The organism is Streptomyces sp. NPDC104381 (genome assembly GCF_055583745.1).
Genome location: NZ_JBVJNK010000003.1, coordinates 660,058 through 685,875, shown reverse-complemented (window position 1 = coordinate 685,875; position 25,818 = coordinate 660,058). Strand labels below are relative to the sequence as shown.

At 73.0% G+C, this 25,818-nt stretch carries 23 protein-coding genes and 1 riboswitch; of the genes, 7 read left to right on the top strand and 16 right to left on the bottom strand.

The genetic code is table 11. The annotated features are described in order from the left end of the window. Positions 1 to 50 precede the first annotated feature (50 nt). The 4 genes from ACZ607_RS12465 to ACZ607_RS12450 form a co-directional block, all read right to left on the bottom strand. The gene (locus ACZ607_RS12465) at positions 51 to 1,628 is read right to left on the bottom strand and encodes a purple acid phosphatase family protein (RefSeq protein WP_469734502.1); all 1,578 of its coding nucleotides are present in this window, start codon (positions 1,626 to 1,628) and stop codon (positions 51 to 53) included. A 205-nt stretch (positions 1,629 to 1,833) separates the two neighbouring features. Continuing rightward, the gene (locus ACZ607_RS12460; RefSeq protein ID WP_469734500.1) at positions 1,834 to 3,051 is read right to left on the bottom strand and encodes a cytochrome P450 family protein; all 1,218 of its coding nucleotides are present in this window, start codon (positions 3,049 to 3,051) and stop codon (positions 1,834 to 1,836) included. Positions 3,052 to 3,169: 118 nt separating this feature from the next. Next, positions 3,170 to 4,369, bottom strand: coding sequence for a PP2C family protein-serine/threonine phosphatase (locus ACZ607_RS12455; RefSeq protein ID WP_469734498.1), 1,200 nt, complete (start codon positions 4,367 to 4,369; stop codon positions 3,170 to 3,172). Between the two features lie 25 nt (positions 4,370 to 4,394). Beyond that, positions 4,395 to 5,237, bottom strand: coding sequence for a GNAT family N-acetyltransferase (locus tag ACZ607_RS12450; protein WP_469734496.1), 843 nt, complete (start codon positions 5,235 to 5,237; stop codon positions 4,395 to 4,397). A 567-nt stretch (positions 5,238 to 5,804) separates the two neighbouring features. On the opposite strand from ACZ607_RS12450, the gene ACZ607_RS12445 reads away from it, so the two are divergent. From ACZ607_RS12445 to ACZ607_RS12430, 4 genes are all read left to right on the top strand, one after another. Further along, positions 5,805 to 6,677, top strand: a complete 873-nt coding sequence (locus tag ACZ607_RS12445) for an RNA polymerase sigma factor SigF (RefSeq protein WP_469734494.1) — start codon at positions 5,805 to 5,807, stop codon at positions 6,675 to 6,677. A gap of 200 nt (positions 6,678 to 6,877) precedes the next feature. Continuing rightward, entirely contained in the window at positions 6,878 to 8,239 is a 1,362-nt protein-coding gene (locus tag ACZ607_RS12440) for a bifunctional o-acetylhomoserine/o-acetylserine sulfhydrylase (protein WP_469734492.1), read from the top strand. After that, positions 8,236 to 9,414, top strand: coding sequence for a homoserine O-acetyltransferase MetX (metX, locus tag ACZ607_RS12435; protein WP_469734922.1), 1,179 nt, complete (start codon positions 8,236 to 8,238; stop codon positions 9,412 to 9,414). Before ACZ607_RS12440 ends, metX begins: the two co-directional genes overlap by 4 nt. Positions 9,415 to 9,433: 19 nt before the next feature. Beyond that, on the top strand, positions 9,434 to 10,690 hold the full coding sequence (locus ACZ607_RS12430; protein WP_469734490.1) for a sulfite oxidase: 1,257 nt from the start codon (positions 9,434 to 9,436) through the stop codon (positions 10,688 to 10,690). A gap of 11 nt (positions 10,691 to 10,701) precedes the next feature. On the opposite strand, the gene ACZ607_RS12425 is transcribed toward ACZ607_RS12430, so the two are convergent. Then, complete coding sequence (locus tag ACZ607_RS12425; protein WP_469734488.1) at positions 10,702 to 11,721, bottom strand: Lrp/AsnC family transcriptional regulator; 1,020 nt, start codon at positions 11,719 to 11,721, stop codon at positions 10,702 to 10,704. A gap of 159 nt (positions 11,722 to 11,880) precedes the next feature. On the opposite strand from ACZ607_RS12425, the gene ACZ607_RS12420 reads away from it, so the two are divergent. Together ACZ607_RS12420 and ACZ607_RS12415 are read left to right on the top strand one after the other, a co-directional pair. Continuing rightward, positions 11,881 to 13,251 carry an MFS transporter gene (locus ACZ607_RS12420; protein ID WP_469734486.1) on the top strand — a complete coding sequence of 457 codons (1,371 nt, stop codon included), beginning with the start codon at positions 11,881 to 11,883 and terminating at the stop codon, positions 13,249 to 13,251. A gap of 14 nt (positions 13,252 to 13,265) precedes the next feature. Beyond that, entirely contained in the window at positions 13,266 to 14,447 is a 1,182-nt protein-coding gene (locus ACZ607_RS12415; protein ID WP_469734484.1) for an amidohydrolase, read from the top strand. Here the strand turns inward: ACZ607_RS12415 and ACZ607_RS12410 are convergent. Both ACZ607_RS12410 and ACZ607_RS12405 read right to left on the bottom strand, forming a co-directional pair. Next, positions 14,444 to 15,340: an NAD(P)-dependent oxidoreductase gene (locus ACZ607_RS12410; protein WP_469734482.1), complete on the bottom strand. Its 897-nt coding sequence runs from the start codon at positions 15,338 to 15,340 to the stop codon at positions 14,444 to 14,446. The two genes, ACZ607_RS12415 and ACZ607_RS12410, sit on opposite strands and share 4 nt — an antisense overlap. Positions 15,341 to 15,385: 45 nt before the next feature. Continuing rightward, entirely contained in the window at positions 15,386 to 16,108 is a 723-nt protein-coding gene (locus ACZ607_RS12405) for an adenosylcobinamide amidohydrolase (RefSeq protein ID WP_469734480.1), read from the bottom strand. A 244-nt stretch (positions 16,109 to 16,352) separates the two neighbouring features. Between ACZ607_RS12405 and ACZ607_RS12400 the strand changes: the two genes are divergently transcribed. After that, positions 16,353 to 17,345: a PRC and DUF2382 domain-containing protein gene (locus tag ACZ607_RS12400; RefSeq protein ID WP_469734478.1), complete on the top strand. Its 993-nt coding sequence runs from the start codon at positions 16,353 to 16,355 to the stop codon at positions 17,343 to 17,345. 58 nt (positions 17,346 to 17,403) lie between these two features. Here ACZ607_RS12400 and ACZ607_RS12395 read toward each other — a convergent pair whose 3' ends face one another. From ACZ607_RS12395 to ACZ607_RS12355, 9 genes are all read right to left on the bottom strand, one after another. Continuing rightward, entirely contained in the window at positions 17,404 to 18,237 is an 834-nt protein-coding gene (locus tag ACZ607_RS12395; RefSeq protein ID WP_469734476.1) for an ABC transporter ATP-binding protein, read from the bottom strand. Continuing rightward, the gene (locus tag ACZ607_RS12390) at positions 18,234 to 19,265 is read right to left on the bottom strand and encodes a FecCD family ABC transporter permease (RefSeq protein WP_469734474.1); all 1,032 of its coding nucleotides are present in this window, start codon (positions 19,263 to 19,265) and stop codon (positions 18,234 to 18,236) included. The genes ACZ607_RS12395 and ACZ607_RS12390 overlap by 4 nt, the downstream gene beginning before the upstream one ends. Continuing rightward, positions 19,262 to 20,311 (bottom strand): ABC transporter substrate-binding protein, encoded by a 1,050-nt coding sequence (locus ACZ607_RS12385; RefSeq protein WP_469734473.1) that lies wholly within the window; start codon positions 20,309 to 20,311, stop codon positions 19,262 to 19,264. The genes ACZ607_RS12390 and ACZ607_RS12385 overlap by 4 nt, the downstream gene beginning before the upstream one ends. Positions 20,312 to 20,370: 59 nt before the next feature. Continuing rightward, positions 20,371 to 20,557: riboswitch (cobalamin riboswitch) on the bottom strand. Positions 20,558 to 20,638: 81 nt separating this feature from the next. Beyond that, a complete protein-coding gene (locus ACZ607_RS12380; protein ID WP_469734471.1) occupies positions 20,639 to 20,797 on the bottom strand; it encodes a hypothetical protein in 159 nt (52 codons plus the stop codon). Next, positions 20,794 to 22,644 carry an acyl-CoA dehydrogenase family protein gene (locus tag ACZ607_RS12375; RefSeq protein WP_469734469.1) on the bottom strand — a complete coding sequence of 617 codons (1,851 nt, stop codon included), beginning with the start codon at positions 22,642 to 22,644 and terminating at the stop codon, positions 20,794 to 20,796. Before ACZ607_RS12375 ends, ACZ607_RS12380 begins: the two co-directional genes overlap by 4 nt. Before the next feature lie 47 nt (positions 22,645 to 22,691). After that, positions 22,692 to 23,642: a carbohydrate kinase family protein gene (locus ACZ607_RS12370; RefSeq protein WP_469734467.1), complete on the bottom strand. Its 951-nt coding sequence runs from the start codon at positions 23,640 to 23,642 to the stop codon at positions 22,692 to 22,694. Positions 23,643 to 23,756: 114 nt separating this feature from the next. Beyond that, on the bottom strand, positions 23,757 to 24,020 hold the full coding sequence (locus ACZ607_RS12365) for a type B 50S ribosomal protein L31 (RefSeq protein ID WP_469734465.1): 264 nt from the start codon (positions 24,018 to 24,020) through the stop codon (positions 23,757 to 23,759). A gap of 205 nt (positions 24,021 to 24,225) precedes the next feature. After that, on the bottom strand, positions 24,226 to 25,101 hold the full coding sequence (locus ACZ607_RS12360) for a substrate-binding domain-containing protein (RefSeq protein ID WP_469734463.1): 876 nt from the start codon (positions 25,099 to 25,101) through the stop codon (positions 24,226 to 24,228). A gap of 5 nt (positions 25,102 to 25,106) precedes the next feature. Continuing rightward, a complete protein-coding gene (locus tag ACZ607_RS12355; RefSeq protein WP_469734461.1) occupies positions 25,107 to 25,799 on the bottom strand; it encodes a GNAT family N-acetyltransferase in 693 nt (230 codons plus the stop codon). Between the last annotated feature and the right edge of the window lie 19 nt (positions 25,800 to 25,818).

Below are 25,818 nucleotides of genomic sequence, written 5' to 3'. Positions count from 1 at the left end.
CCCTGCGTCCCGGACGACGCACGATCGGCCGGACCCGCGCCCCGGGCCGGTCAGCCCCGGCTGATCTCGAAGTGGTCGACCCGCTCCCCCGACTCGGCGAGCGCGGTGACCTTCATCCGGGGGTGCCGGCCGGTCTCCACCTCCACCGCGAGGAACGAGAAGCCGGTGTAGCGCACCCTGGACCACTCGACGGTCTCGGCCGCCTTTCCGCCGCCCTTGACCACGTGGTACGTGTTCACGCTCTCCAGGTCCGCGACATGGCCCTCGTAGCTGTCCGGCGCCGGGAAGTCGTAGAGCGCCTTGCCCGCGCCGCCGGCCGTGACGTACACGATGCCGTCCCGCGTCGGGTCGGTGCGCTCGCCGATCGGCACCGGGCGCCGCACCGCGTTCTTCAGGATCGCGTCGGTGCGCTCGTAGACGTGGTTGTGGCCGTTGATGACCAGGTCCACCTGGTGCTTCTCGAAGAGCGGCACCCAGGCGTCGCGCACCCCGCCGTCCGAGGCGTGGGCGTTGGTCGTGGAGAACGCGCAGTGGTGGAAGAACACCACGATGAAGTCGATGTCGTGCCGGGCCCGGAGCTCCCCCAGGCGCCGGTCGAGCCAGCGGGTCTGCTTGCCGCCGCTGATACCGAAGTTGGCCGGGATCTCGTACGAGACGTCGTTGGCGTCCAGCGCGATCACGCCCACGTTGCCATGGGTGAAGGAGTACGCGCCGGGCTGGCCGACCGGGTCGGGGCCGTTGTCCGGCAGGGTCCAGCGAGCGTTCTGGCCGCCGTAGCCGTCGGGCGAGTACCAGGCCTCCATGTCGTGGTTGCCGGTGGTCACCATCCACGGCACGGTCTTGGACACCGTCTCGGTCTGGGCCAGGAACTGGTCCCAGGTGCGGGCGTCGTAGGAGTCCGTGGACTGCCCTGAGCCGGACGGGTCGGCGTAGCAGATGTCGCCCGCGTGCAGGTGGAAGGCCGGGTTCTGCCCCAGGATCAGCTGGTCGTTGCCGAGCGCGTGGTAGCTGACGCCCTGGTCGCCGAAGGCGGTGAAGGTGAAGGACTCCGCGTGGGCGGGCGCGGTGGTGAGGGTGCCGAGCGTGCCCAGGTTGCGGGCGTCGGCGGGGTCGAACCCGTCGTGCCCCACGCCGTAGTAGTACGTCGTTCCGGGCTTCAGCCGCTCCAGGGCGGCGTGGACGTAGAACTGCTCGGCGGCCGCGATCCTGCCCCCGTCGAGCAGAGGTGTCGTCAGATGCCGTACCTCCGCGTCGATCTTTCGGCTGAGCGCCCAGGGCTTGAGCCCGATGCGGATGTACGGGCGCTTCACCGCGAAGGGGACCTGCCACGAGACCGTCATCTGCGTCCTGGCGTCCGCGCCGTACGCGAGGTGCCGGCCGAAGGGGGCGACCAGTGAACCGTCCACCTGTGCCGAGCCGGCGCGCGAGGTGACCGCGTCCGGGGCGGCGGCGTACGCCGGCGAGGAGGCGAGGCCCGAGGCCAGGCCGCCGCCCGCGACGGCGGCGGTCGCCACGCTCGTACGGAGCACACGGCGCCGGGTGAGCCGGGCGCGCAGGTAGGCGTGCTGCTCGGCCATGCTCATGCGGTCGGCGAGCTTCTCGGGGATTCCGAAACGGGGGATGTCCATGGGCGACAACATCCATGGGGTTCCTGACGGCATCACGTCGGATGAGTGAACGCTACACGTACAAGATCCCATGAGTCCCTATGGTGAACGTGACGTGTCGCGAGGTGGACGCGCCGCCTGGGCCCCAGGCGGCGCTCACGCTCCTCGCGACTGCGACGGCGGCCTCCGCGGGCCCCGCCGGGTCTCGTCCGGGCCGCTTCGGGGGTCAGCCCAGACGCACGGGCAGCGCCCCGAATCCGTACGCGATGAACGACTCCACCTGCGCGGCGGGGACCGACGGGTCCGCGAGGCGCAGGGCCGGGAAGCGGGCGAAGAGCGCCGGCAGTGCGATCGACGCCTCCAGGCGGGCGAGGGGTGCGCCGACGCAGTAGTGCACTCCGTGGCCGAAGGAGAGATGGTCCTTGTCGAGCCTGGTGGGGTCGAACCGGTGCGCGTCCCCTCCGTGGCGGCGCGGGTCGCGGCCCGCGGCGGCGTAGGTCGCGAGGATCGCGTCACCACGGGCGATGGTGATCCCGTCGGGGAGCTCGATGTCCTCGACGGCGTACCGCAGGGGGAGGTTGGCGATCGACGGCGCCCAGCGCAGGGTCTCCTCGACGACCTCGCCCCAGGGGATGTCGCCTGCGAGCACCCTCCCGAGGTGGTCCGGGTGGGTCAGGAGTGCGTGGACGGCGTTGCCGATGAGGTTGACGGTGGTCTCGTGCCCCGCGCCGATGACGAGCAGGAGGGTGTCGATGAGTTCGTCCTCGGCGAGGCCGGAGCCCTCCTCGTCCCGGGTGGCGATCAGGACACTCGTCAGGTCGTCGCCGGGCTGTTCCCGCTTGGCGGCGACCAGCCCCGCCAGCAGGGCGTGGACCTCCTGCCAGGTGGCGAGGGCCTGTTCGGGCGTCGCGGTGGTGTCCATGACCTCGCCGACGAGCCTCGCCGTGTCCGCCCTGCTGTCCTCGGGGACGCCGAAGAGCTCACAGATGACCTCCATCGGGAGGGGGTGCGCGTAGGCGGCCCGGAGGTCCAGGGGCTCCCCGGCGGCCGTCTCGGCCATCTCGTCGAGGAGGCGGGCGGATATCTCCTCGATGCGCGGGGCGAGCGCGTCGGTGCGGCGCTTGGTGAAGGCCGGGGAGATGAGTTTGCGCAGACGGCGGTGGTCGGTGCCGTAGGCGGTGAACATATTGGTCACCCCCACCCAGGAGTTGACCCACGTCTCCCGGAACTCGCCCTCGATCCAGGCGGGCCAGTGCTGGTCGGGGTCCTTGGAGACCCGGTCGTCGGCGAGCAGTTGCCTCAGCACCTGGTGGCCGGTCGGCGCCCAGGCGCCGATCCCGCCGGGGAGTTCGACCCGTGCGGCCGAGCCCCGGGCACGGAGTGCGTCCGCCTCTCCGTGGATGTCGCGGCCGGCGGGGTCGATCGCGACGGGGTGCTGTCCCATGGGTAACTCCTGCGTGTGGGGGGCGGGATGGGACGAGCGTAGGGGCGCGGGAGTTCATGATCCAGACCTTCCGGCGGCGCGGCCCGGTCCTGTGGTCGCGTCAGGAGGGGTGCGCGTGTCACTCCGGTGAACCGTCGTCCGTGGGGCCGTCCGGGCACCCGGCCGCGCCCTCGCCGTCCGGCGGCCTGCTCAGGACCAGCACGGCGACGTCGTCGCGCCGCACTCCTCCGGAGAACGCCGCCAGATCGGCCTGGAGGGCCTCCAGGATCTGGTCCGGGTCGCTCCCGGCCCAGCCGCGGAGCCGCTCGTCGAACGGGTAGAAGACACCGGCGGCGTCGCGCGCCTCGGTCACCCCGTCGGTGTAGACCATCAGGGCCGCGCCGGGCGGGAACCGGATCCACTCCGCGGCGCGCGCCTCTCCGCCGAGGTCCGCCATGCCCAGCGGTACGGACGTCCGGTGCAGGGCGACCGTGGACGCCTGTCCGTCGTGCAGCAGGCGCGGCGGCAGATGACCGCAGTTGACGGCCCGCACCCGGTCGCCACCGTCGAAACTCAGCAGGAGGGCGGTGACGAAGCGCTCGGCCTCACCGGTCTCGGCGGAGAACGTGTTGTGCCGGACCACCGCGTCCTCGACGGCGTCCGCCACCGAGGTGAGCTCGGGCTCCCTGACGGCAGCCTCCCTGAACGCGCCGAGCGCGGCGAAACCGGCCCCGATCGCGGGCAGCCCCTTGCCCTGCACATCTCCGATGATCACGCGCGTCCCGTGGGGCGACTGCACGACCTCGTAGATGTCGCCGCCGACGAAGCGGTCCTCCTCGATCGGTTCGTAGATGCCGTGGGCACAGATCTGCTCGGTGGTGACGGGGAGCGGGCGCAGGATCTGGCGCTGGAGCGCCACCGCGGCCGAGCGCAGCCTCGCCATCTCGGTGGCGTGGCGGATGCGTGCCGCGCAGGCGACGACACCCAGCGCGCTGGCGAGAGCGGAGAAGCCGATGAGGAAGACCACGTCCCAGAAGGCGCCGGTCGACGCGATCCGGGAGCCGACCACGACCAGCGTCACCCATACGGCGACGGCGGTCGTCTGGCGCACGGTGCAGTAGACCGAGGCCAGCGCCGGCAGCACGACGAGGAGCGGGATGAGGGGGAGGTCGTTGCCGGTGAGGGCGTCGAGGACGACGACGACGGCGGTCAGGAGGAGGAGCCACAGGGCGAGCGCCCAGTTGCCGATCCGGCTGGCGCCCGCGGAGACCTCCGCCTGGTCCGTGCCGGGCAGCGGCACGCTGCGCGCCGCCGACGGGCGCCGGAGCCCCATGACCACGGCACGCCTCCCGCCTGTTCCGTCCCTAACGCCCCACGTGTTCCAAGCTACCCGTCCCCTGGCCGCCGGTCCTGGCGTCGGCGCCGGGCTCCGCGTCCGCCGGGACCAGGGCCGAGAGGAAGGCGGTCCTGCGGCGCAGGGTGAAGCCGAGGGACTCGTACAGCCGGATGGCGGAGGTGTTCGATCCGGCGGCGTGCAGGAAGGGGGTCTCGCCCCGCTCCCGGATGCCGTGGGCGACCGCCCTGACGAGGCGCGAGGCGAGCCCCTGGCCCCGTACGGAGCTGTCCGTGCAGACCCCGCTGATCTCGGTCCAGCCCGGCGGGTGGAGCCGCTCCCCCGCCATCGCGACCAGTACCCCTGCGCGGCGGATGCCGAGATACGTCCCGAGCTCCACGGTGCGCGGCAGGAAGGGGCCGGGGCGGGTGCGCTCGACCAGGTCCAGCATCTCCGGGACGTCGGCGGGGCCGAGGAGCACCGCTTCCGGGTCCGGGGCGGCGTCCACGGTGTCGTCCACCAGCTGGACGCCCTCGGCGTGGAAGACGATCTCCCAGTCGGCCGGCGGGGGCTCGCGGAAGGCGGTGAGGGTGACGGGCCGGCCAGGGCCCGCGAGCGCGGCGACATCGGCCCAGTCCTGGGCGTCGGGCGCATCCGGCAGAGCGAGCCAGGGAGTGACGTCGGGGCGGTAGCGCAGGATGCGGCCACGGCGCTCGGCGAAGTGGGCGTGCGGACCGGTGAGCGAGGCGCGCGCGGGGTTGTCCAGCGGATGCGGCGCGCCGGTCCCCGCTTCGGCGCCGGATGCCCCCGCCGTGGTCGGTTCCTTCGTCCGCGGCGTGGGCGGATGGGTGGGCAGGGGTGTGGCCTCGGGCATGGACTCTCTCACTCCGGTTGATTCGGCGTCCGGCGACAGGGGGAAAAGGCGGACCGGCCCCGCGCCTATTCCCGGGCGGCCGGTCCGTTCACGAACACGCAATCAAAGCGGCTCGCCCGGGTGCCGCGCGGAGCCCTTGACGTCGGCCCGCCGGGACCGCGGGCACCCTGTCCCCGGGGGCGCCTCCCGGCGCGCCCCTGTCCGCCTTCCGGCCCGTACGGCCGCCCGGTCGGGGAGGCGTGCGGGCCGCGGACCGTACGGTACGGCGGCCGGCCGCACCGCCGGTCCCGGCGAATCACGTACGACTGCGCGGGATACGGTCCCAACCCGCCTCGGCCTGTGGCACTCTGGAGACGGCCGCCCCACCGGGCTCCCCCGTACCGGTGGGGCGGTTCTGTGTGCCCCCAGTCGGCGGGGCTCCCCCGTGACGACTCCGGCGGACGATCCCGACTATTTTCGGCCAATACCGGCGCGTTCATGGCCCAAAACTGCTGTTTCCCGCATGAGTTGCGGGCCACCGGGCAGGCGCCTACACCTCACGGCCCACAATCCGAGGAGGGTGACGGGATGACCGTGCACGCTGCACAGACCGCCGGAGCGGAACGAGCAGGTGCCCCGGACGGACTTCCCTGGATCGAGGACGCCGGGCAGATCGCCCCCCAGGACGCGCGGAAACTGTCGAAGCTGTTCTTCGACGCCCTGACGGCGGCGGACGAGGGCACCCCCGAGTACCAGTACGCCCGGAACACCCTCATCGAGATGAACCTGTCCCTCGTGCGGTTCGCCGCCGGCCGCTTCCGCAACCGGGGCAGCGGCGACATGGAGGACATCGTCCAGGTCGGCACGATCGGCCTGATCAAGGCCATCGACCGCTTCGACCTCTCCCGTGAGGTCGAGTTCACCTCGTTCGCCGTGCCGTACATCGTCGGTGAGATCAAGCGGTTCTTCCGGGACACCACGTGGTCCGTGCATGTCCCGCGGCGGCTGCAGGAGTTGCGGGTGGACCTCGCCAAGGCGAAGGAGGCCCTCGCGACGGACCTCGACCGTGACCCCACGGTGGGAGAGCTCGCCGAGTACCTCGGGCTCGACGAGGAGGAGATCACCGAGGGGCTGGTCGCGGCCAACGGCTACACGGCGGGATCCCTCGACCTGCCGGCCGACTCCGCGGAACCGGCGGGCCGCGCCTCGGGCGGGCGCACCATGGCGGATGTGCTGGGCGAGCCCGATCCCGCGATGGAGACGGTGGAGAACCTCCATGCGCTCGCCCCGCTGCTGGGCGATCTCGACGCGCGTGAGCGCCGGATCGTCGACATGCGGTTCGGTCAGGAGATGACACAGGCTCAGATCGGCGAGGAGCTCGGCATCTCGCAGATGCATGTCTCACGGCTGCTCAGCCGTCTGCTCGGCAAGCTGCGCGACGGGATGTTCACCGAGGACTGACGCAGGGCGACGTCGGGCCGGCTCCGTGGGGACGGGGCCGGCCCGACGTGTCTGTTGCGGCCGCATTGCAGCTTCGTGGCCACGTGCGCGACCTGCTTCCGTCCCAACGCGGACGGCCTCTACGGTCCGTAATCAGTAGGCCGCAGCGTCGCCATCGTGCCCGCGCGGACATCCCCCCGAACGACCGTGCGAGGTATGCCATGAGCCAGCCCGTCGACTCCGTCACCGCCGGCCACACCCCTGAGGACCACGACCAGCAGGACGCCGGGGCCGCCTGGTCCTTCGAGACGAAGCAGATCCACTCCGGCGCGGTCCCGGATCCGACGACCGGCGCCCGTGCGGTGCCGATCTACCAGTCGACCTCCTTCGTCTTCAAGGACACCGCGCACGCGGCCGACCTCTTCTCGCTGGCCGAGCCCGGCAACATCTACACCCGGATCCACAACCCCACGCAGGACGTCCTGGAACAGCGCATCGCCGCGCTGGAGGGCGGGGTCGCCGCCGTGGCACTCGCCTCCGGCCAGGCGGCGGAGACGCTCGCGCTCCTGACGCTGGCGGGCGCCGGGGACCACGTCGTCTCCTCCGCCTCCCTGTACGGGGGTACGTACAACCTGTTCCGGCACACGCTCCCCCGGTTCGGCATCGAGGTGTCGTTCGTCGAGGACCCCGACGACATCGAGGCGTGGCGGGCGGCCATCAGGCCCGGCACCAAGGCCGTGTTCGCGGAGACGCTCGGCAATCCGCGCGGCGACGTCCTCGACATCCGGAGCGTGGCGGACGTCGCGCACGAGGCGGGCGTCCCGCTGATCGTCGACAACACGGTGCCCACGCCCTATCTGCTGCGGCCGCTGGAGCACGGAGCGGACATCGTGATCCACTCCGCGACGAAGTTCCTGGGCGGTCACGGCACCACGATCGGCGGTGTCGTCGTGGACGGCGGCACCTTCGACTTCGGCGCCCACCCCGAGCGGTTCCCGGACTTCCACTCCCCCGACCCCAGCTACCACGGTCTGCGGTACTGGCCGGACCTCGGGCACGGCGCCTTCGCGGTGAAGCTCCGGGTCCAGCTGCTGCGTGACCTCGGGCCCGCGCTGTCGCCGCACTCGGCCTTCCTGCTCCTCCAGGGGGTGGAGACGCTGAGCCTGCGTCTGGAGCGGCACACGTCCAACGCTCTGGCGCTGGCCCGCTGGCTGGAGGCCCGCGACGAGGTGTCGGCGGTGCACTACGCGGGACTCGGGTCGAGCCCCTGGTACGAGGCAGGGCAGCGCTATCTGCCGCGCGGCGCGGGCGCCGTGCTCGCCTTCGAGCTCCGGGACGGGGTGGAGGCGGGCAAGCGGTTCGTGGACGCGGTCGAGCTGTTCAGCCACCTCGCCAACATCGGTGACGTACGGAGCCTGATCATCCACCCGGCGTCCACCACGCACAGCCAGCTGACCGAGGAGCAGCTCGCCGCCACGGGCGCGACCGCGGGGCTGGTGCGGCTCTCGGTCGGCCTGGAGAACGTGGACGACCTGAAGGCGGATCTGGAGGCAGGGTTCCGCGCCGCGAAGGCCGCGTCCTGAACCGCGTCGCCGCACCCCCCGTTCTCCCTCTTCCGCCGGCTTCCGGAGGCCGGCGGGAGGGGGACCCGCCCGGCCGCCGCTCCTGGGTGTCGCTCGACGCGCCGCTGACGCTGGAGTCCGGTGCCTCCCTGCCGGGCGTACGGCTGGCGTACGAGACCTGGGGCCGGCCGGCGCCGGACGGCTCCAACGCGGTGCTGCTGCTGCACGCGCTGACCGGTGACAGCCACGCGGCGGGCCCCGCCGGGCCCGGGCATCCGACCGCCGGCTGGTGGGACGCGCTGATCGGTCCGGGCCTGGCCCTGGACACCGACCGGTGGTTCGTCGTCGCGCCGAACGTCCTGGGCGGCTGTCAGGGCAGCACGGGCCCCTCGTCCCGGCGCCCCGACGGAACGCGCTGGGGCGGCGACTTCCCCTATCTGACGATCCGTGACCAGGTGGCGGCCGAGGCGCTGCTGGCCGATGCCCTGGGGATCGGCCGGTGGGCGGCGGTGATCGGCGGCTCGATGGGCGGGATGCGGGCACTCGAATGGGCGGTGAGCCGGCCCGAGCGCACCGGATCGCTGCTGGTCCTGGCCGCCCCTGCCGCGTCCTCGGCCGAGCAGATCGCCTGGGGCAGCACCCAGATCGCCGCGATCCGGAGCGACCCGGGGTGGCGGGGCGGCGGCTACCACGACGCCCCGCCCGGTTCGGGCCCCCACCTGGGGCTCGGTCTGGCCCGCCGGATCGCCCATGTCACGTATCGCAGCGAACCGGAGCTGGCGGCGCGGTTCGGCCGTCGCGCGCAGCCCGGCGAACTGCCCTCGCGGGGCGGGCGCTACCAGGTGGAGTCGTACCTCGATCATCACGCCGCCAAGCTGGTACGGCGTTTCGACGCGGGCAGCTATGTGGTGCTCACCGAGGCGATGAACGCGCACGACGTGGGCCGGGGCCGGGGCGGTGTCGCGCGGGCGCTGCGCCGGGCGGACATGCCGGCCCTGATCGCGGGCATCGACTCTGACCGGCTGTACCCACCGGAGCAGCAGGCGGAGACGGCGGCGCTGCTGCCGGGCGCCGACGGGCTCCGGATCATCCAATCCCCGTACGGGCACGACGGGTTCCTGATCGAGACCGACCAGGTGGGCTCTCTCGTAAGGGAGTTGCTGCCCCCGCTCGTCCCGGCTCCCCCGCACCGCTGACCCTCCCCCTGGAGCGCTCATGAATTCCGTTCAGTCCGAGGCCTCGTACGACCGCGAAAGGATCCGGCAATGGGCCCGCGGTGGTGCGAGATCGGCGGGTATCGACCGCCGTGATCTGCTGAAGCTGGTCGCCGCGGCCTCGGCCGCGGCGTCGCTGGTCCCCACCGCGGCTGCGCCCGCCCACGCGGGGCAGACGCTCGACGGGGTGGTGAAGCCACTGCCGCCGGAACTGTTCACGGTGCGGGGCACCAACGCCGAGACGAACTTCGCGGCGCTGCGGGACACCGGGCTGCTGACTCCCGTCGACCGCTTCTTCGTCCGCAACCACACCACGACGCCGCTCGTCGACGTGGCGGACTGGAAGCTGACGGTCTGGGGCAGCGGGCTGACCGGCGGTCCGGTGGACTTCTCGTACGAGGCGCTGCGCGCGCTGCCGTCGGTCTCCCGCACCGCGTTCGTCGAGTGCGCGGGCAACGGCCGGAGCCTCTTCACCTCGCAGCAGGGCCAGCAGGTCAGCGGCACCGCGTGGACCCTGGGCGCGATCGGGACGGCGCGCTGGCGCGGGGTGCGGCTCGCCGAGGTGCTGCGCCGGGCCGGCATCGGCCGGAAGGCGGTGGACGTGCTGCCGCGCGGACTGGACGCGGAGGTCGTCAGCGACGGGACGAACCTGGGCCGGGTCCGCAGGCCCCTGCCGGTGGCGAAGGCCCTGGACGACGTGCTCCTCGCGTACGAGATGAACGGCGAGCCGCTGCCGCCCGACCACGGGGCCCCGGTCCGGCTGATCGTGCCGTCCTGGGTGGGCATAGCGAACATCAAGTGGGTGGGCGACATCGAGGTGAGCGCGGAGCCGCTGCTGAGCCCGTGGAACACGGGCCTGTACCGGCTCTTCGGCCCCGGCCACCCGCCCGGGGGCAGCGCCCCGCTGACCCGTCAGACGCTCAAGAGCGCCTTCGAGCTCGCGCCCGGGGCGTCGTTCACCGCCCGCCGCAGGCATCTGCTCACCGGCCGGTCCTGGTCGGGCGGCGCGCCGGTGCGCCAGGTCGAGGTCAGCACCGACGGCGGCACCCGCTGGCGCCCCGCGCGGCTGCGCGACGAGCCGAGGGCGGGGAGCTGGGTCCGCTGGACCGCCGACTGGGTCCCGACGGCGCCCGGCCCGGGCGTGCTCCTCGCGCGGGCGACGGACCGGACGGGCCGCACCCAGCCGACCACGGCCGCGTACAACACGCAGGGCTACCTCTTCGACGCGGTGGTACGGCACCCGGTGACGGTGGTCTGACGGGCCGGAGGTCAGCCCCGCCGCCACATCGGCAGGGGCACCCGTCCGACGCTGCGGCCTTCCCGGTCGAGGATGTGGCCGACCCTTTTGTAGGTGCGCAGGGTCACGCTCCGGGAGGACACGACGGTTCCCGGAGCGCGCGCCTCCAGCTCCCGCTCGTAGGCGTGGATCTCATTCAGGTCGTGGACCCAGAAGGTCGCCACGAGGTTGTGCACGCTGAACACCTCGATGCTCACCCGGCAGTTGGGCAGGCCGGCCATGTACCGGCCGGCCGCCTCCAGATGGCGCCCGGGGACGTTGAGGATCAGGCTCGCCTCCCGGGCCGGCAGACCGACGGACGTCGCGAACTCGCAACGCAGAGCGAGGTATCCGGACGCCAGGTGCTGCTCGACCCGCCTTCGCGCGGTCTGCGGGGAGACGGCGCAGAGAGCCGCGAGCTCGGCCCAGCTGAGGCGGCCGTCGTCACCGAGGGCGTCGAGCAGCGCCGAGTCGACCGCGTCGAAGGCCGTCCGTCGCGAGGGCGTGGCCGCCGGATCGGCGGCCACGGACCGTGACTGCCGCTGGTCGAGTATGCCGCTGCGCCATGACGAGCTCTGGCGGTGCACCCGGGTGACGTAGGCGGTCTCGGTGCGCATCACGCCGGGGAGGGACGAGAACCGTTCGGAGACGATCTGGTCGAGGCTCTCCTGCGTGCTGGTGAAGCAGTCGACGCGGAAGTCGTGCCCGCCGGTGACGCGGGTGACCGTGGCCGCGGCAGGCTCCTGGCAGAGCCGCTCGGCCAGTTCGGTGTGGTGGCTGGGCGTCGCGGCGAGGAAGACGTGAGCGGCGTGCCCCGCGTCGCCGAACCGGGGACCGGGCATGGTCGCGATCCACGCGAGACGCTCCCGTGTGAGCCGGTCCCAGTGCCGTGCCGCGGTCGCCCCCGTGATGCCGAGCGCCGCCCCGATGCGGGACCACTCACCGCGCGGCCTGATCTGCAGCGCGTTGAGGATCGCGAGATCGAGCTCGGACAGGATGACCGATTCTTGCATACGGGGCCCTTCCGATGCCGATTCGGATCGATTCGGCGGACTGTGATGGCGGCGACCCTACCTTGGCATCCCTTCGACCGAAGCAGTCGGGACGAGTGAGAGCGAGGAACCATGGGGACGGACACCCGGAGCGAGGTATCAGTGCCGGCCGGTCGAGGCATGGGCACGGTCATCGTGGCGATGGCCTTGATCGAGGCACTCAGCGGCATCACGCAGGGCTACATCAACCCGCTGCTGCCGGCGCTGGGCCCGGTGCTGTCGATCGACGACGCCACCATCAACGGCATCTTCCTGCTGTCGCAGCTCGGCTTCGCCGTGCTGACACCGATCATCTCCACGCTCGGAGACTCGTGGGGGTACCGGCCGGTTCTGCGCGTGAGCATCCTGCTGGTGGCGGCCGGGGTCGTACTGATGGCGGTGCACCCCACGCTGTGGACCGTCATGGTCGGCGTCGTCCTGCTCACGGGCGTGGTCGGGTTCATCCCGCTCATGATGGGCATCCTGCGGTCGGCCGGGCCCGGCCGGCTGCGCGCCGGGGTCAGCTCGATGATCGCGGTGCTGATGGTCACCGTCGGAGTGGGTGGTCTGCTCGCCGGCCTGGCGGGGTCGCACACGCCCACCCGGGGGTTCTGGGTCGCCGTCCCCTTCGCCGTCGCCGCGCTCGCTCTCGTTCCGCTGGTGCCCGAGGGCGGCTCCCCCACCCGCGAACGGATCGCCGTCGGCCCGCTGCTGGCCTGCTCGCTCGGGCTGACCGGGTTCGTGACCGCCCTCTCGATGGGCGCGGACTGGGGCTGGACCGATCCGCGCATCCTCGCGTCGGGCGTGTGCGGGGTGCTGCTCCTCGCAGTCTGGGTCCGACGGGACTCCACCCGGCACCACACCTTTGTCGACCTGTCGATGTTCAGGCTCCGGCAGGTGCGTGTCGTCTCGGGCGCGACCTTCTTTTTCGGTTTCGCCTCCATCAGCTACCTCAGCACCAACGCGATCTTCCTCTTCTCCGACTCCGCGACGGCGGGTTACGGGTTCGGGCTCAGCTCACTGCAGATCGCTTCCCTGTTCCTCATCGTGTCCATGACCTCCTTCGTCGCCTCGTTGCTCACCACCCGGCTGCTGCGCGGGGCCGGGGAGCGGGCCACGCTGGTGGGTGCGGGACTGGTGCTGTGCGCGGCGTTCGCCGTGATGGGTCTGCTCCACCGTTCACTGCCGGGATACTGCGTCGGGCTCGCGTTGTTCGGCCTCGGTCTCGGCCTCTACCAGGCGTCCACCCGCGCTCTCGCCGTGGAGGGCGTGGACCCCGGCCTCACCGCGACCGCCGCGGGCATCAACGAGTTGGCCCTGTCGATCGGCATCGTGGTCGGTGCCGCGGTCGTCAAGCTGCTGTCGTCGGCCTTCCTGTCGGGCGGCGCCATCTCGTCGCGCGGACTCGTCGCGATCTGGGTGACGCTCGCGGCCGGTGCGCTGGCCGCTTCCCTGACGGCCATGCGTTACGTACGGCCCGCGGCCGTCAGCCCGGACGGCGTGGCCGCGTGACGGGCATGCCCGGGATGCCGAGTGAGCTCGTCGAGCGGGTCGCGTCCCTCGTCGAGGAGCACCGGACACCGCTCGTCGCCCTGAGCCACGCGCTGCACGCCGACCCCGAACTCAGCGGCGAGGAGGTCCGTGCCGCACAGCGCGTCGGTTCCCTGCTGAGCGATCACGGATTCGAGCGGGAGCCCACGCCGGCGGACCTTCCGACCGCGTTCTGTTACCGGAAGGGTGCCGCGCCGATGGTGGTGGCCGTCTGTGTCGAGTACGACGCGCTGCCGGGCTTGGGACACGCCTGCGGCCACAACGTGAACGCCGCTGCCGCCGTCGGCGCAGCCCTCGCGCTCGGCGCTCTCGCCGAGACCCTGGAGGTGAGCGTCAAGGTGCTGGGCACCCCGGCGGAGGAGACCTTCGGCGGCAAGGCCGGCCTGATCGAGAGCGGACACTTCGACGACGTGGCGCTGGCGATGATGGCCCACGCGGCGGACCACGACGCCGTCGGCGGACGCTCACTCGCCCTGTGCCGCTGGGACTTCACCTACACCGGGGCTCCCGCGCACGCAGCAGCGGCACCGGAGCGGGGCGTCAACGCACTCGACGCCCTCGTGATCGCGCAGACCGCCGTCGCCCTGGCGCGGCAACAACTCCCTCCGCGGTCCGTCGTCTCGACGATCACGACCGAGGGCGGCAGCGCGGTCAACGTCATCCCCGAGCGGACCCGGGCGGCGATCGAGATGCGCTCCCCTTCGCTCGGCGATCTCCGGGTGATCCAGCGACGGGTACGCGCCTGCCTCGAAGCCGGTGCTCTCGCCACCGGTTGCACCCTCGAACTCACCCCGGTCGGCAATGACTTCGCCGACCTCCGCCAGGACCCCTCGCTGAGCGGCTTCTACCGGGACGCGATGATCTCCCGCGGCCGGGACGTCGAGGTGACCGATGCCGCGCTCGCGTCGACCGACATGGGCAACGTGTCCCACCTCGTCCCGTCCATCCATCCACTGCTCGGGTACGACGTGGGGGGCGCGACACCGCACACCGCCGCGTTCACGGACCACGGCACCTCGCCGTCCGCGGACCGGGCGATCCTGGACGGCGCGTTCGGCCTCGCCCTCGCCGCGGCGCGTGCTTCGCGGGACCCCGTCCAACGCGCACGCCTGATCCGTGGCGCGGCCCTCCGCCAGGGCTCCCCGCCGGAGCGCTAGGCGGGCCGCCCCGCGTAGTACGTCGCGATCATGTCCTGGTCGCCGTGTCCGGCCGCCTCCGCCCGGGCGAACCGCTCGGCGGAGGCGGCGACCAGGTCGAGGGTCACTCCGGAGGCCTCGGCCGCGTCGAGGATCAGCCGGGAGTCCTTGAGCGCGGTGGACAGCGCGAAGCTCGGGGTGAGGTCACCGGAGAGCACCGCCGCGGACTTGCCCTGGAGGTACGGGGTGTCCAGCGGGCCGCCCTTCATCGCGTCCAGGAAGAGCTGCGGGTCCAGCCCGAGCCCCTCGGCGAGGTTGAGGCATTCCGCCACGCTGTTGACCATGTTGATCACCCAGGTGTTGGCGACGAGCTTGAGCCGGCTGGCGGCTCCGGGCTCCTCCCCGACCCATACGGTGCGCTGCCCGATCGCCTCCAGGGCGGGCAGGGCCGTCGCCCGGGCGCTGGACGGGCCGGAGACGAAGACGGTGAGCGTGCCCTGCTCGGCGGGCTGCTTGGTGCCGGAGACCGGGGCGTCGAGGTAGACCAGCCCCAGTCCGGCGGCCCGGTGGGCGAGGTCGGTCGTGGCGTCCAGGCCGACGGTGGCGCTCTGCAGCCAGACCTGCCCCGGGCGCAGACCGGGCGTGGCCGCGGTGAGGGTCTCCGCCACGGAGCGGGCGTCCGTCAGGGCGGTGAGGACGATGTCGGCGCCGCGTACGGCCTCCTCGGGCGTGTCCGTCACCGTGGCGCCGTGCCGGGCCAGCGGCTCGGCCTTGGACCGGGTGCGGTTCCAGACCCGGACGGGGAGCCGGTCCCTGAGCAGGCTGCGGGCCATCCCGGATCCCATGATCCCGGTGCCGAGGACCGCGACGGTCGGCGTGCCGGGGGCGGCGTCGGCGGGGGATGCGGTGGTCATGGGAGGTTCCCTTCGTCGGCGGGCCGCTCGCGTGGCCCGTGGGCCTCAAGACTGCCGCAGCGCGCTCTCCAGACAGGCGCGGTGCACGGCTCTGGCGAGTCGCGCGCCCCAGCGGGAGCGCGGGCCGGCGAACGGCTCCCCGGGCTGCCCTTCCGGGTCCGGCGCGGCGACGCACACCGCGTCCGTCGGCGTCCCGGAACAGTCGAGTCCGGCGTCCACCAGGGCCTGGACCTTCGCCTCGGTGGCGGTGGCCACCGCGTTGACCAGGGCGGCGTCGGAGAGTGCCACGGGCAGGGTGATGACGATGTTGACGGTGCCGGGGGGCGGCGGGCCGTCGGTGCCTTCCGCCGGGGCCGCGGCCCATCCCCGTACGCCGAGGCCGCTGGTGACGGTCGCGGTCACTCCGCCGTCGTCGGCGACGGTGTACGCGGTGACGTCCGCGGCTGTCATCAGTCCGGCGCCGGGACCTCCGAGTGCCTCGGCCGCCGCGATCTCCGCGAGGTGCCGGTCGGGGTCGAGGCGGGGGTAGCCGCCGGGCACCTGGGCGTTGAGGATCCAGGCGCGCGGGCCGATGCCGCCGCCGAGCACGGCGCTGCTGCACACCCGCCAGCCGGGCCCGAGCCGCCACACCAGATGGTGCAGCCCGAGGCCGTCCTCCCGGCGGGACAGCAGCTCGCCGCGCTGCCGGGGCAGGCGGACCCCTACGGATGCGATGACGGACTCCCCCGGGAACGGGCCGGCCGGCGGTCGGCGGCGCGCGTCGATCATACGGGCGGTCCCGGGCCGCGATTCCGGCGCACCCGGGACCGCCGCCTCACCCGTATGGCGTAATGCGGGCTGCGGGCGGATAACCGCGTGGAGCGGGGCCACCGCCCCTCCCCGGTGTTCTGGGCCACTCGCCGCCCGGGCCGGGAAGTTGCACCGTCCAACCGGGTGAGGCGCGATGGAATCCGGACGCGCCTCCCCTGCTGGAACCACCCGCAGGACGCGCCCGGGCGAGGAGGAATCGGCCATGGGAGCCGCTGACGGTTTCACGGATTCCGGCGAACTCGACGGTCTGACCGTCTACGACAGCGACGGAGAGAAGGTCGGCACAGTGGGGCGGGTGTACGTCGACGACGACACCGGCAAGCCCGACTGGATCACGGTCAAGACCGGCATGTTCGGTATGAAGGAGAGCTTCGTACCGCTTGCCGGGGCTCGCCGGGTGGGTTCCGACCTGCACGTCTCGCATCCGAAGGACCGCGTCAAGGACGCCCCCCGGGTGGACGCGGACGCGCACCTCTCCGTATCGGAGGAGGAGGAGCTCTACCGGCACTACGGCATGACCAAGAAGGGAACCGGGCCCGCCGGAGCGGGTGGCGACGCGCGCACGACGTCCGGGACCGGAACGGGCGCCATGGGTGCCGCGGGCGCGGCCGGAGCAGCCGGCGCGGCCGGCACCGCTCGCTCGGGCACCGGCGGTCAGGCCAAGGCCACCGGCACCCCCGCGGGAACGGGCAGGCACCGCGACATGGACACGTCCGCCACGTCCCGCCCGCTCGCCGGAGCCGGAGCCGAGCGGTCCGCCGCGGGTGCCGGAGGCCGTGACGAGATGGTCCGCTCCGAGGAGCAGCTCCAGGTCGGCACGGAGGAGTACGAGAGCGGCAAGGCGCGCCTGCACAAGTACGTCGTGACCGAGAACGTCACGCGGACGGTGCCGGTGTCCCACGAGGAGGTGCGCGTGGTGCGCGAGCCTCTGCAGCCGGGCGAGAAGGTCACCGGAATGAAGGGGACCGACCTCGGCGATCAGGATGTCGAAGTCACCCTCCACGCCGAACGAGCCACCGTCCGCAAGGAGGCGGTCCCGGTGGAGCGGGTCCGTCTCGAAACCAGCAGGGTCACCGAGCAGAAGGAAGTCTCCGCCGAGCTCCGCAAGGAGAAGATCGACTACGCGGACGGCAAGGACGACATGGGCAGCGGCAAGGACACGGGCGGCGAGTTCGGCCAGGGACGTCGTCGCTGACCCCCTCACACAGCGGCGAAAGGCCGCGCGACAGTAGCGAGGGGCGGACCCGGGTGGTTCACGGGCCCGCCCTCTCGTCGCACTTCCGCCGTCCGTCGACGGCCCCGCCCGGCAGGAACCGCACCGAGGGGCGGCCGTCGGGCCCTTCCGGCGTCACCACCGCGCGTACCCGGTAGACATCGGCGATGAGTTCCTCGGTGAGCACCTCCGAGGGCGTACCGCCGGCGACCACCCGTCCTTCCTTCATGACGGTGACCCGGTCGCAGAACATGGCGGCCAGGTTGAGGTCGTGCAGTGCGATCACGGCGGTGACGGGCAGCGCGGCGACCAGGGACAGCAGCTCCAGCTGGTGCTGGATGTCCAGGTGGTTGGTGGGTTCGTCCAGCAGGAGCTCACGCGGCTGCTGGGCCAGGGCGCGGGCGATCTGCACGCGCTGGCGCTCGCCGCCGGACAGGGTGTGCCAGGACTGCCCGGCGCGGTCGGCCAGTCCGGTGCGCTCCAGAGCCTCGCGTACGGCGTCCTCGTCCCCCGGCCCGGGCCCGGACCAGGCGCGCCGGTGCGGGATGCGTCCGAGGCGTACGACGTCCAGCACGCTCAGGTCGACCTGGGTGACGGCGTGCTGGTCGACGACGGCGACGCGGCGGGCCACGGCGCGCCGGCCGGTCTCGGCGAGGGTGCGGCCGTCGAGGGTGACGACGCCGGCGCCGGGGGTGAGGACGCCCGCCATCACCCGCAGCAGCGTGGTCTTCCCGGATCCGTTCGGCCCGAGGAGCCCGACGGTGGTGCCGGAGGGCGGCGCGACGCTCACCCCGTCGAGGACGATCCTCCCGCCGGCCTCCCTGCTGACGCGGGTGGCCCGCAGGCCGTCGCCGGGGGTTCCCTCCCGGTTCATGAACTCCTCCGCGTGCGGTGCAGGATCAGGACGAAGACGGGCACCCCGATGAGGGAGGTGACCACGCCGACCGGCACCTCCTGGGGGTCGAGGACGGTCCTGGCCAGCGTGTCGACCCAGACCAGGAACACGGCCCCGGCGAGCGCCGTCACCGGCAGCAGCCTCCGGTGCCCGGACCCCGTCAGTGCCCGGGCCGCGTGCGGCAGGACGAGGCCGACGAACCCGATGGCGCCCGCCGAGCTGACGAGGGCCGCGGTCAGCAGCGCGGTGGTGCAGAGCAGCACGATCCGGGTGCGGGTCACATGTACCCCCAGCGCGGCCGCGGCGTCCTGCCCGAAGGCGAAGGCGTCGAGCGTACGGGCGTGGCCCAGGCAGATCAGCAGGGTCACGGCCAGCACGGCCGAGCACATCCACACATCGCTCCAGCCGACCCCGCTCAGGGAGCCGAGCAGCCAGAAGAGCACGCCCTTGGTCTGTTCGGCGTCGGCGGCGGTCATCACGACGAAGGAGGTGAGCGCGGAGAAGAGCTGCATGGCCGCGACCCCGGAGAGGACGACCCGGTCGGTGGATCCGCCGAGCGTGTGGCTCAGCAGCAGGACGAGAGCGAAGGAGAGCAGGGCTCCGGCGAACGCGCCCCCCGAGACGGAGACCGCTCCCCCGCCGACGCCCAGGACGACGACCACGACCGCGCCGGTGGACGCCCCCGAGGAGACGCCGAGGACGAAGGGGTCGGCGAGCGGGTTGCGCAGCAGCGACTGCATCACGGTGCCGCAGACCGCGAGTCCGGCCCCGCAGACCGCGGCGAGCAGGGTGCGGGGCATGCGCAGGTTCCAGATGATGCCGTCCCGGATCGGGGTCAGCCGCCCCTGCCCGAGGCCGAGGTGCGAGGCCACCGCCGACCAGACGTCCGGGACGGAGATGCGGGCGGGACCGATCGTGACGGCGACCGCGACGGACAGGAGCAGCAGGGCGGCCCCGGCGCTCCACAGCAGGCCGCCGCGCAGGAGCCGGGACGCGGTGTCCGTCACCCCGCGAGTCCGAACGAGCGCAGCCCGGCCGCCACCCGCTCCACGCCCTCCACGGTCCGGATGGTCGGATTCATGGCCTGGCCGCTCAGCAGGACGTACCGCTTGTGCTTGACGGCGTCCAGGTTCTTCGTGGCGGGGTTGGACTCCAGGAACGCGATCTTCTTCCCGGCGCTCTCCGCGGTCTGCGACTTACGGGTCAGGTCACCGATGACCAGCACGTCGGGGTCGCGGTCGGCGACGGTCTCCCAGTTGATCTGGGGCCATTCCTCGTGGGTGTCGTCGAAGACGTTCTTCGCGCCGAGCGCGTCGGTGATGATGCCGGGGGCTCCGCAGCACCCCGCCAGGTAGGGGGCTTCGGCGTTGGCGAACCAGTAGAGCACCGTGGTGTCGGACGCGTCGATGCCGGCGGTCGCCTCGTCGACGCGGTTCCGGAGGCTCGTCACCAGCTTCTCGCCCCGCTCCGGGACGCCGAACACCTGGGCCAGGTCGCGTACTTCACCGTAGACGGCGTCCATGGTCAGCTTCTCGGCGCGGGAGCCGTCGCCGCTGCCCGTGTTGTCCTTGCCGGCGCAGTCGGAGGGCGAGAGGTAGGTCGGTACGCCCAGTTCCTCGAACTGGTCGCGGGAGGCCACACCGCCCTTGCCGAGGGTGGATTCGAACGAGGCGGTGACGAAGTCGGGTTCCTCGGCGAGGACCTTCTCGGAGGAGGGCTGGTTCTCGGCGAGGCGGGGGACCGTGGACTCGTCCTTCTCCAGGCCCTTCATCACCGGGTCCGTCCAGGTCGCGGAGCCGGCGATCCGGTCGGCGAGGCCGAGGGAGAGCAGGATCTCCGTCGATCCCTGGTTGAGGGAGACGGCGTGACGTGGTGGGGCGGTGACGGTCACCGTACGGCCGCAGTTCTTCAGCGTCACGGGGTAGCCGGCGGGGGCGTCGTCCCCCGCGCCGCCCGCGGCGGACTCGTTCCCGCCTCCGCCGCAGGCGGTCAGCAGGACGAGTCCCGCGAGGAGCAGGGCAGTGCGGCGTACGGTGCTGGGTATGAGCGGCACGGAGTCCCTCGGCGTTCTCAGGGCTCTTGCGCGAAGCCCGGTACGGAGTACCGCTCCCGGTGCGGGAGCGGGTGCCAGCAGGTCTTCGGACTCGGGTTCGTCCGGACGGGGCGCCTTCCCGGTGCACCCGAGGGTGTCCCAGTGGCCGTGGCCCCGCCCGTCCCCCTCACCGCTGCGCGTCAGCTCCGGATTCGCACCGGATTCCCTGACTCCACGTGGAGTGTGACTGGCGTCTGCAAGCTATCACGCGGGGTGGGGGCGGCCCCGGGGCCGTCGCCGGTACGGAGAACGGGGGTGCTGCTCCGTACCGGCGGGCCGTCGGACAGCTCAGCCCTTGGGGTGAACCGATTCGCCTCCGTCGGTGAGCGGCTTCACGCTCCGGCGTGCGAGCACGGACGTCGTGCCCCAGTAGGCGAGCAGGACGGCGCGCAGGCCCAGGATCTCCAGGCGCTCGCAGATGCTCCGTCCCCCGCGTCCGGCGCTCATCGGGCGTCCGCCGGGACGGTGTTCCACGGGCCGGCGGGATCGTCGTACGCGTCCGCGTAGCCGGGTCCGGCGATCGGCCAGTCGGCGAGGAGCCGCTCGGGCAGCGCGAAGGACTCGGCCAGTTCCGGGGCGTGTGCGGCGACGGCCGCGACGAGCTCCTCGACGGCCTCGTGCAGGGCGGCCACCTGGTCGCCGCTCAGGAGGCCGGCGGCCAGCAGGTCACCGCTGTTGCGGGCGACCCACTCGACGGCGAACAGCCGCTCCAGCTCCGCCAGCCGGTCCCTGGCCTCCCCCGGGGGAAGTGCCGCGCGGGCCTCGGCGTAGGCCTCGGCGGCCTGCCGGTAGGCGTAGGCCTCGACCCCGCGCAGGGCCGGGCCCGAGGCCGCGTTCCACCGGCCGAGGGTGTCGGCGTCGGGCGCCCGGAGAGCGCGCTCCCTGGCCCTGGCGAACCAGATGTCCTGGACTGAGGCGAGGAGCCGGCCCAGGAAGCGGGGGTCGGCCAGGTCGCCGGGGTGCGGTGCCGGGCCCGGGGCGTCGTCGCGGCCGGGCGCGGCGGCGAAGAGCATGTCGGCGGCCGCCTTGGCATACAGGGCGATGTTGTCGCCCTCGGCCGTGATGGCGCCCTCCACGCCCGTGACGAGTTCGGTCATGCCGTTGTTCTCCAACAGGGCCTGGGCGCCGCAGCGTTCGCGGCTCTCGACGATGACCTCACGGGCCCGCCAGGTGATCCACGCCTTGGCGACGTCGACGAGCCTGCCCGCCTCGGTGCGCCCGTCCTCGTCCGTGCAGGCCTCCCAGCGCTCCTGCGCCCTGCGGTACAGCAGGCTCATGGCGAAGACCGTGGCCATCGCCGAGGCGAGCGGTCCGTGGTGGGTCCGGTGGGCGTTGACGGGCACCGGTGGCGCGCCCCGGCTGCCGGAGATCATCCGGTGTCCGCCGTAGCGCACCGCGACCGCCAGGGTCGCGCGGGCCGACCCCGCCGCGCAGGCGCTCATCGAGATCCGGCCGGGGGTGACCCTCCCGATCGAGGTGAGGAAGCGCCGCCGCCGGTCTCCCGGACCGGTCCTGAACTCCCCCGGAGCGTCGCCCTCCTCGGCGGCTCCCAGCAGGGCGTCCCGCTCCACGAAGAGCTGGTCGAACGAGGTGAGGCAGTGGTCCACCGGGCTGCCCATCCGGGCCGGAAGCCGGCGCACCCGGACGCCCGGCAACGCCCGTACGTCGTCGGTGAGCGGCACCAGGAAGAGGCGTACCCCGTGGTCGGCCCCGTCGGCGACCAGGCGCGCGGCGACCAGGCCGGACTTCGCCCCGCCCGCCGGACTCGTGTTGGGCATGAACTTCTGCGCGCCCGCGTTGGGGGTGTGCAGGACGAAACCGTCCCGCTCACGGTCGTACGTGGCGGTGGTCTCCATCGCCGCCGCGTTGTTGCCGTGCGCCACCTCCGTACAGAGGAAGGTGCCGATGCGACGCATCGTCAGGTAGTCGGACAGATCGCGGCGGCCCGCGCATTCGTGGTCGAGGAGGCTGCCGAGGAAGAGGTTGTAGTGGATGCCCGCCACGGTGGTCAGCGCGGGGTCCACCGGGCCGAGCCAGGCGTGCAGGGCGGCCAGTGCCCGTGGGTCGGAGGCGAGGCGCGCGCCGCTGTCGAGGGAGAGGTTGAGGATCCGCAACCGGTCGTAGGCGAGGTCCAGTCGCTCTTCGGGCGTTCCGCCGGCGGGGCGGCGGAACGGTTCTGTGCTGATCAGCCGCTGCCAGAAGCCGTGTTCACGGCGGTGTTCCGGACCGAGGAGGACGCCGGTCAGCAGTTCGGTGGTGGACGGTGGGGCGATGTCGGCAAGGGTCACGGTCATGTAGAAATCAACGATCGTGGTGCGGGCGAGGACACCCCCTGAACTCCCTACCCCTCAGGGTCCGCTCCGCTGGTCAGAGCCGCTGCCAGCTCCTCCTCGTCGGGAGGCAGCGCGCCCGCCCGTGCGACGGTCACGGCGGCCGACGCCAGTGCGAGGCGCAGCACGTCGCCCAGCACGGTGGTGTCCAGGTCGCGCAGCCGTGCGCGGCCCGGCGCTCCGAGCAGTCCGTACGAGGCGAGGGCGTGCAGCGTGCCGGACATGAAGGCGTCCCCGGCGCCCACGGTGTCGACGACCCGGACGGGTGGCGGCCCGGCACTCACGGTCGCGCCCGGGACGAACGCCGTCGCTCCCCCGGCGCCCCGGGTGAGCAGGACCAGCGCGGGCCCGGTGCCGAGCCACCGCTCGGCGGCCTTCTCCGGGGCCTCGTCGGGGTACAGCCACCGCAGGTCCTCGTCGCTGGCCTTGACGACGTCGCTGAGCGCGACGAAGCGCTCCGCGCGTCGCACGGCGGGGAGGCGGTCCCCCATCAGCGCGGGCCGCACGTTGGGGTCGTAGCTGACGGTCGACACGTCCCGGAGCGCCCGTACGGCGTCGAGGACGGTGTCCGCCCCGGGCCCCACGGCGGTCGCGATGGAACCGGTATGGACATGGTGGGGCGGCTCCCCGGGCAGCGCGACGGGCCCGAGTGTCCAGGTGATCCTGAAGCCGTACGTGGCCCGGCCCTCGTCGTCGAGGTCGACGGTGGCGGCCGGGGTGGGCGCGTCGGCGCCGTCGGTGAGGACCCGCACCCCGGCCGAGGCGAGGTGCTCCTCGATCAGCCGGCCGTCGGGATCCGGGCCGAGCTGGGTGACCAGGGTGGTGTCCCGGCCGAGCCTGGCCAGACCGTACGCGACGTTCGCGGGGCTGCCGCCGGGGTGGGTCCGGTCCGGGGCGCCCGGCAGCCGGACGATGTCGGCGACGCATTCGCCGATGACCAGCAGGGCGGGGCTGTCGGGCATGGGGACGGGTCTCCTGGGGAACGCGGGCGGTCCTGCCCCGGTGAGGCGTGGCGGTCACGGGGCACACTGCCGCTGATTCTGCCCCGTGCGGGGACGGCCGTGGAGACCCGGGCCTCAGGAGGCGTCCCCGCGCCCCTCGTCACCGTAACGGCGCTCGAACTTGGCGACCTGCCCCTCGGTGTCGACCACCCGCGCCCTGCCGGTGAAGAAGGGGTGGCTCTCGGCGGAGATCTCCACGTCGATGACCGGGTAGCTGTTGCCGTCGTCCCAGTCGATCGTCTGCTCGCTCGACGCGGTGGACCGGGTCAGAAAGGCGTACCCGGCGGAACGGTCGCGGAAGACCACGGGACGGTACGACGGGTGCTTGTCCTGCTGCATCTCGGCTCCTGGAAGTACGGGGATCTCGCGTCCCGGCTCCGGGCCAGCGTCCCCAACGGCGGGGCCGGGCGCGATCCGGGGCGTCCGTACGGAGCAGCGGATCAGCCTCCGTCCCCCTCGGGGACGGGGACGGCCCGCGGGACGGAGGGGGTGCGCCGGGCCCACAGAAGCGCGCCGGCCGGCAGGAATATCGTCGAGAGCGTGTTCAGCCGGCCGCCCCCTCCACCGCGTCCGCGACCAGCGCGAGGAAGCGGGCGTGGGCCTGCGGGCTGCACAGGGGTTCCGGGTTCCACGGCACGGTGCGCGTGCCCCGGCCGGCTGCCTCCCAGGCGGGGTCGGTGATCTCGTCGAGCGGGGCCGCGTTGGACCGGATGTCCGTCAGGACGATGCCGGGTTCCAGGGCCGCGGCCTGCGCCCAGTCGACGGTGGCCCAGTTGACCCCGGTCCCGGCGGGCGGGGCCACGAGGCCGACTCCGAGCTCGGCCAGCACCCGCAGTTCGGGCCACATCTGGGGCCGGGCGACGTACGCCTGTTCCGGTCCCGCGGGCGAGAGGGCGACCACCCTGGGGGCGCCGGGGGCATGGGCGGCCGTGCGCAGCCGCTCCCGCGCCGCGTCCAGCTCGTCCGAGGCGTCCGGGACGGGCGCGCCGCCGAGCGAACGCGCGAGAGCGGCGAACCGCTCGGCGACCCGGTCCAGGGTGCGCGCCTGGCCCACGTCGATCACGACGACCGGGACGCGCTCCTCCAGGTGCTTGGCGGTGTCGGGGTCCAGTCCGTAGAGCTGGCCGTGGCCGTAGCTGACGGCGACGACCAGGTCGGGCCTGCCGCGCAACAGCGTGTCCACGTCCAGGTCGTCACCCGCGCCCCGGTAGTCCACCGTGTCCAGCGGGAGCGTGCCGGTCTTCGCCCGGTCGGGCTCCGCGCCGTCGTGTCCGGAGCCGAAGATCCCCTCCGGGCGTATCCCGTAGTCCCACAGTGTCGCGCCCGCCTGGACGTACGCGAGCACCCGGGCCGGCCGGCGGTCCGCCGCCACCAGCTGGCCCCGGTCGTCCGCGAAACTCCACGCGCTCTGCTCCGTCATGCCACTCACCCCTCCGAACCGGCGACCCGGGCCCTCTCCCGGGCTCGCCACCCACTACCTGCCCAGCCCGTCGGCTCCACACCCTCGGTGGAGCGCCCCAGATATGTGAGCGGCCCCGGGTCGGGTACGTCGATCACCCGGAACCCGAGCCGGTCGTAGAACGCCCTGGCCGGGGTGTTCGCCGTCAGCATGGACAGATGGACGGCCCCGACCCCCTTCCGGTGCAGGGCGCCCAGGAAGGTGCCCATGAGCTCCCTGCCGTACCCCTTGCGCTGCCACGGCGGGAGCAGGTCGATGTGCAGGTGTGCGGGGTGCGCGTCGAGCTCCGGGAGGATCATGCGCTCGGGGCGGTACAGGAGGGCCGTCATCGACTCGGTGGGCGTTCCCGGTTCCCCCTGCGGCTCGGGGAAGCGGTCCGTGACGCGAGGGAGCCAGGTCTCGCGGAAGGCCTCCACGAACGTCCGGGTGTCGGCGGTCCCGAGCACGTAGCCGACCGCCCGCCCCGAGCCGTCGTCCAGGACGAAGGTCAGCTCCGGTTCCAGATGGGCGTAGGGCGCGGCGAACAGGGCGGGCATCAGCCCGGGGTCGGGGTACAGATGCGTGCTGTCCCCGCCGTTGTCGGCCGTGCGGACGCAGATGTCCGCGAGGGCCTCCTGGTCGGCGGGCCGGTAGGGGCGTACGTACGCGGTCCGGGTCATCGCCACATCCTTGCTCGCT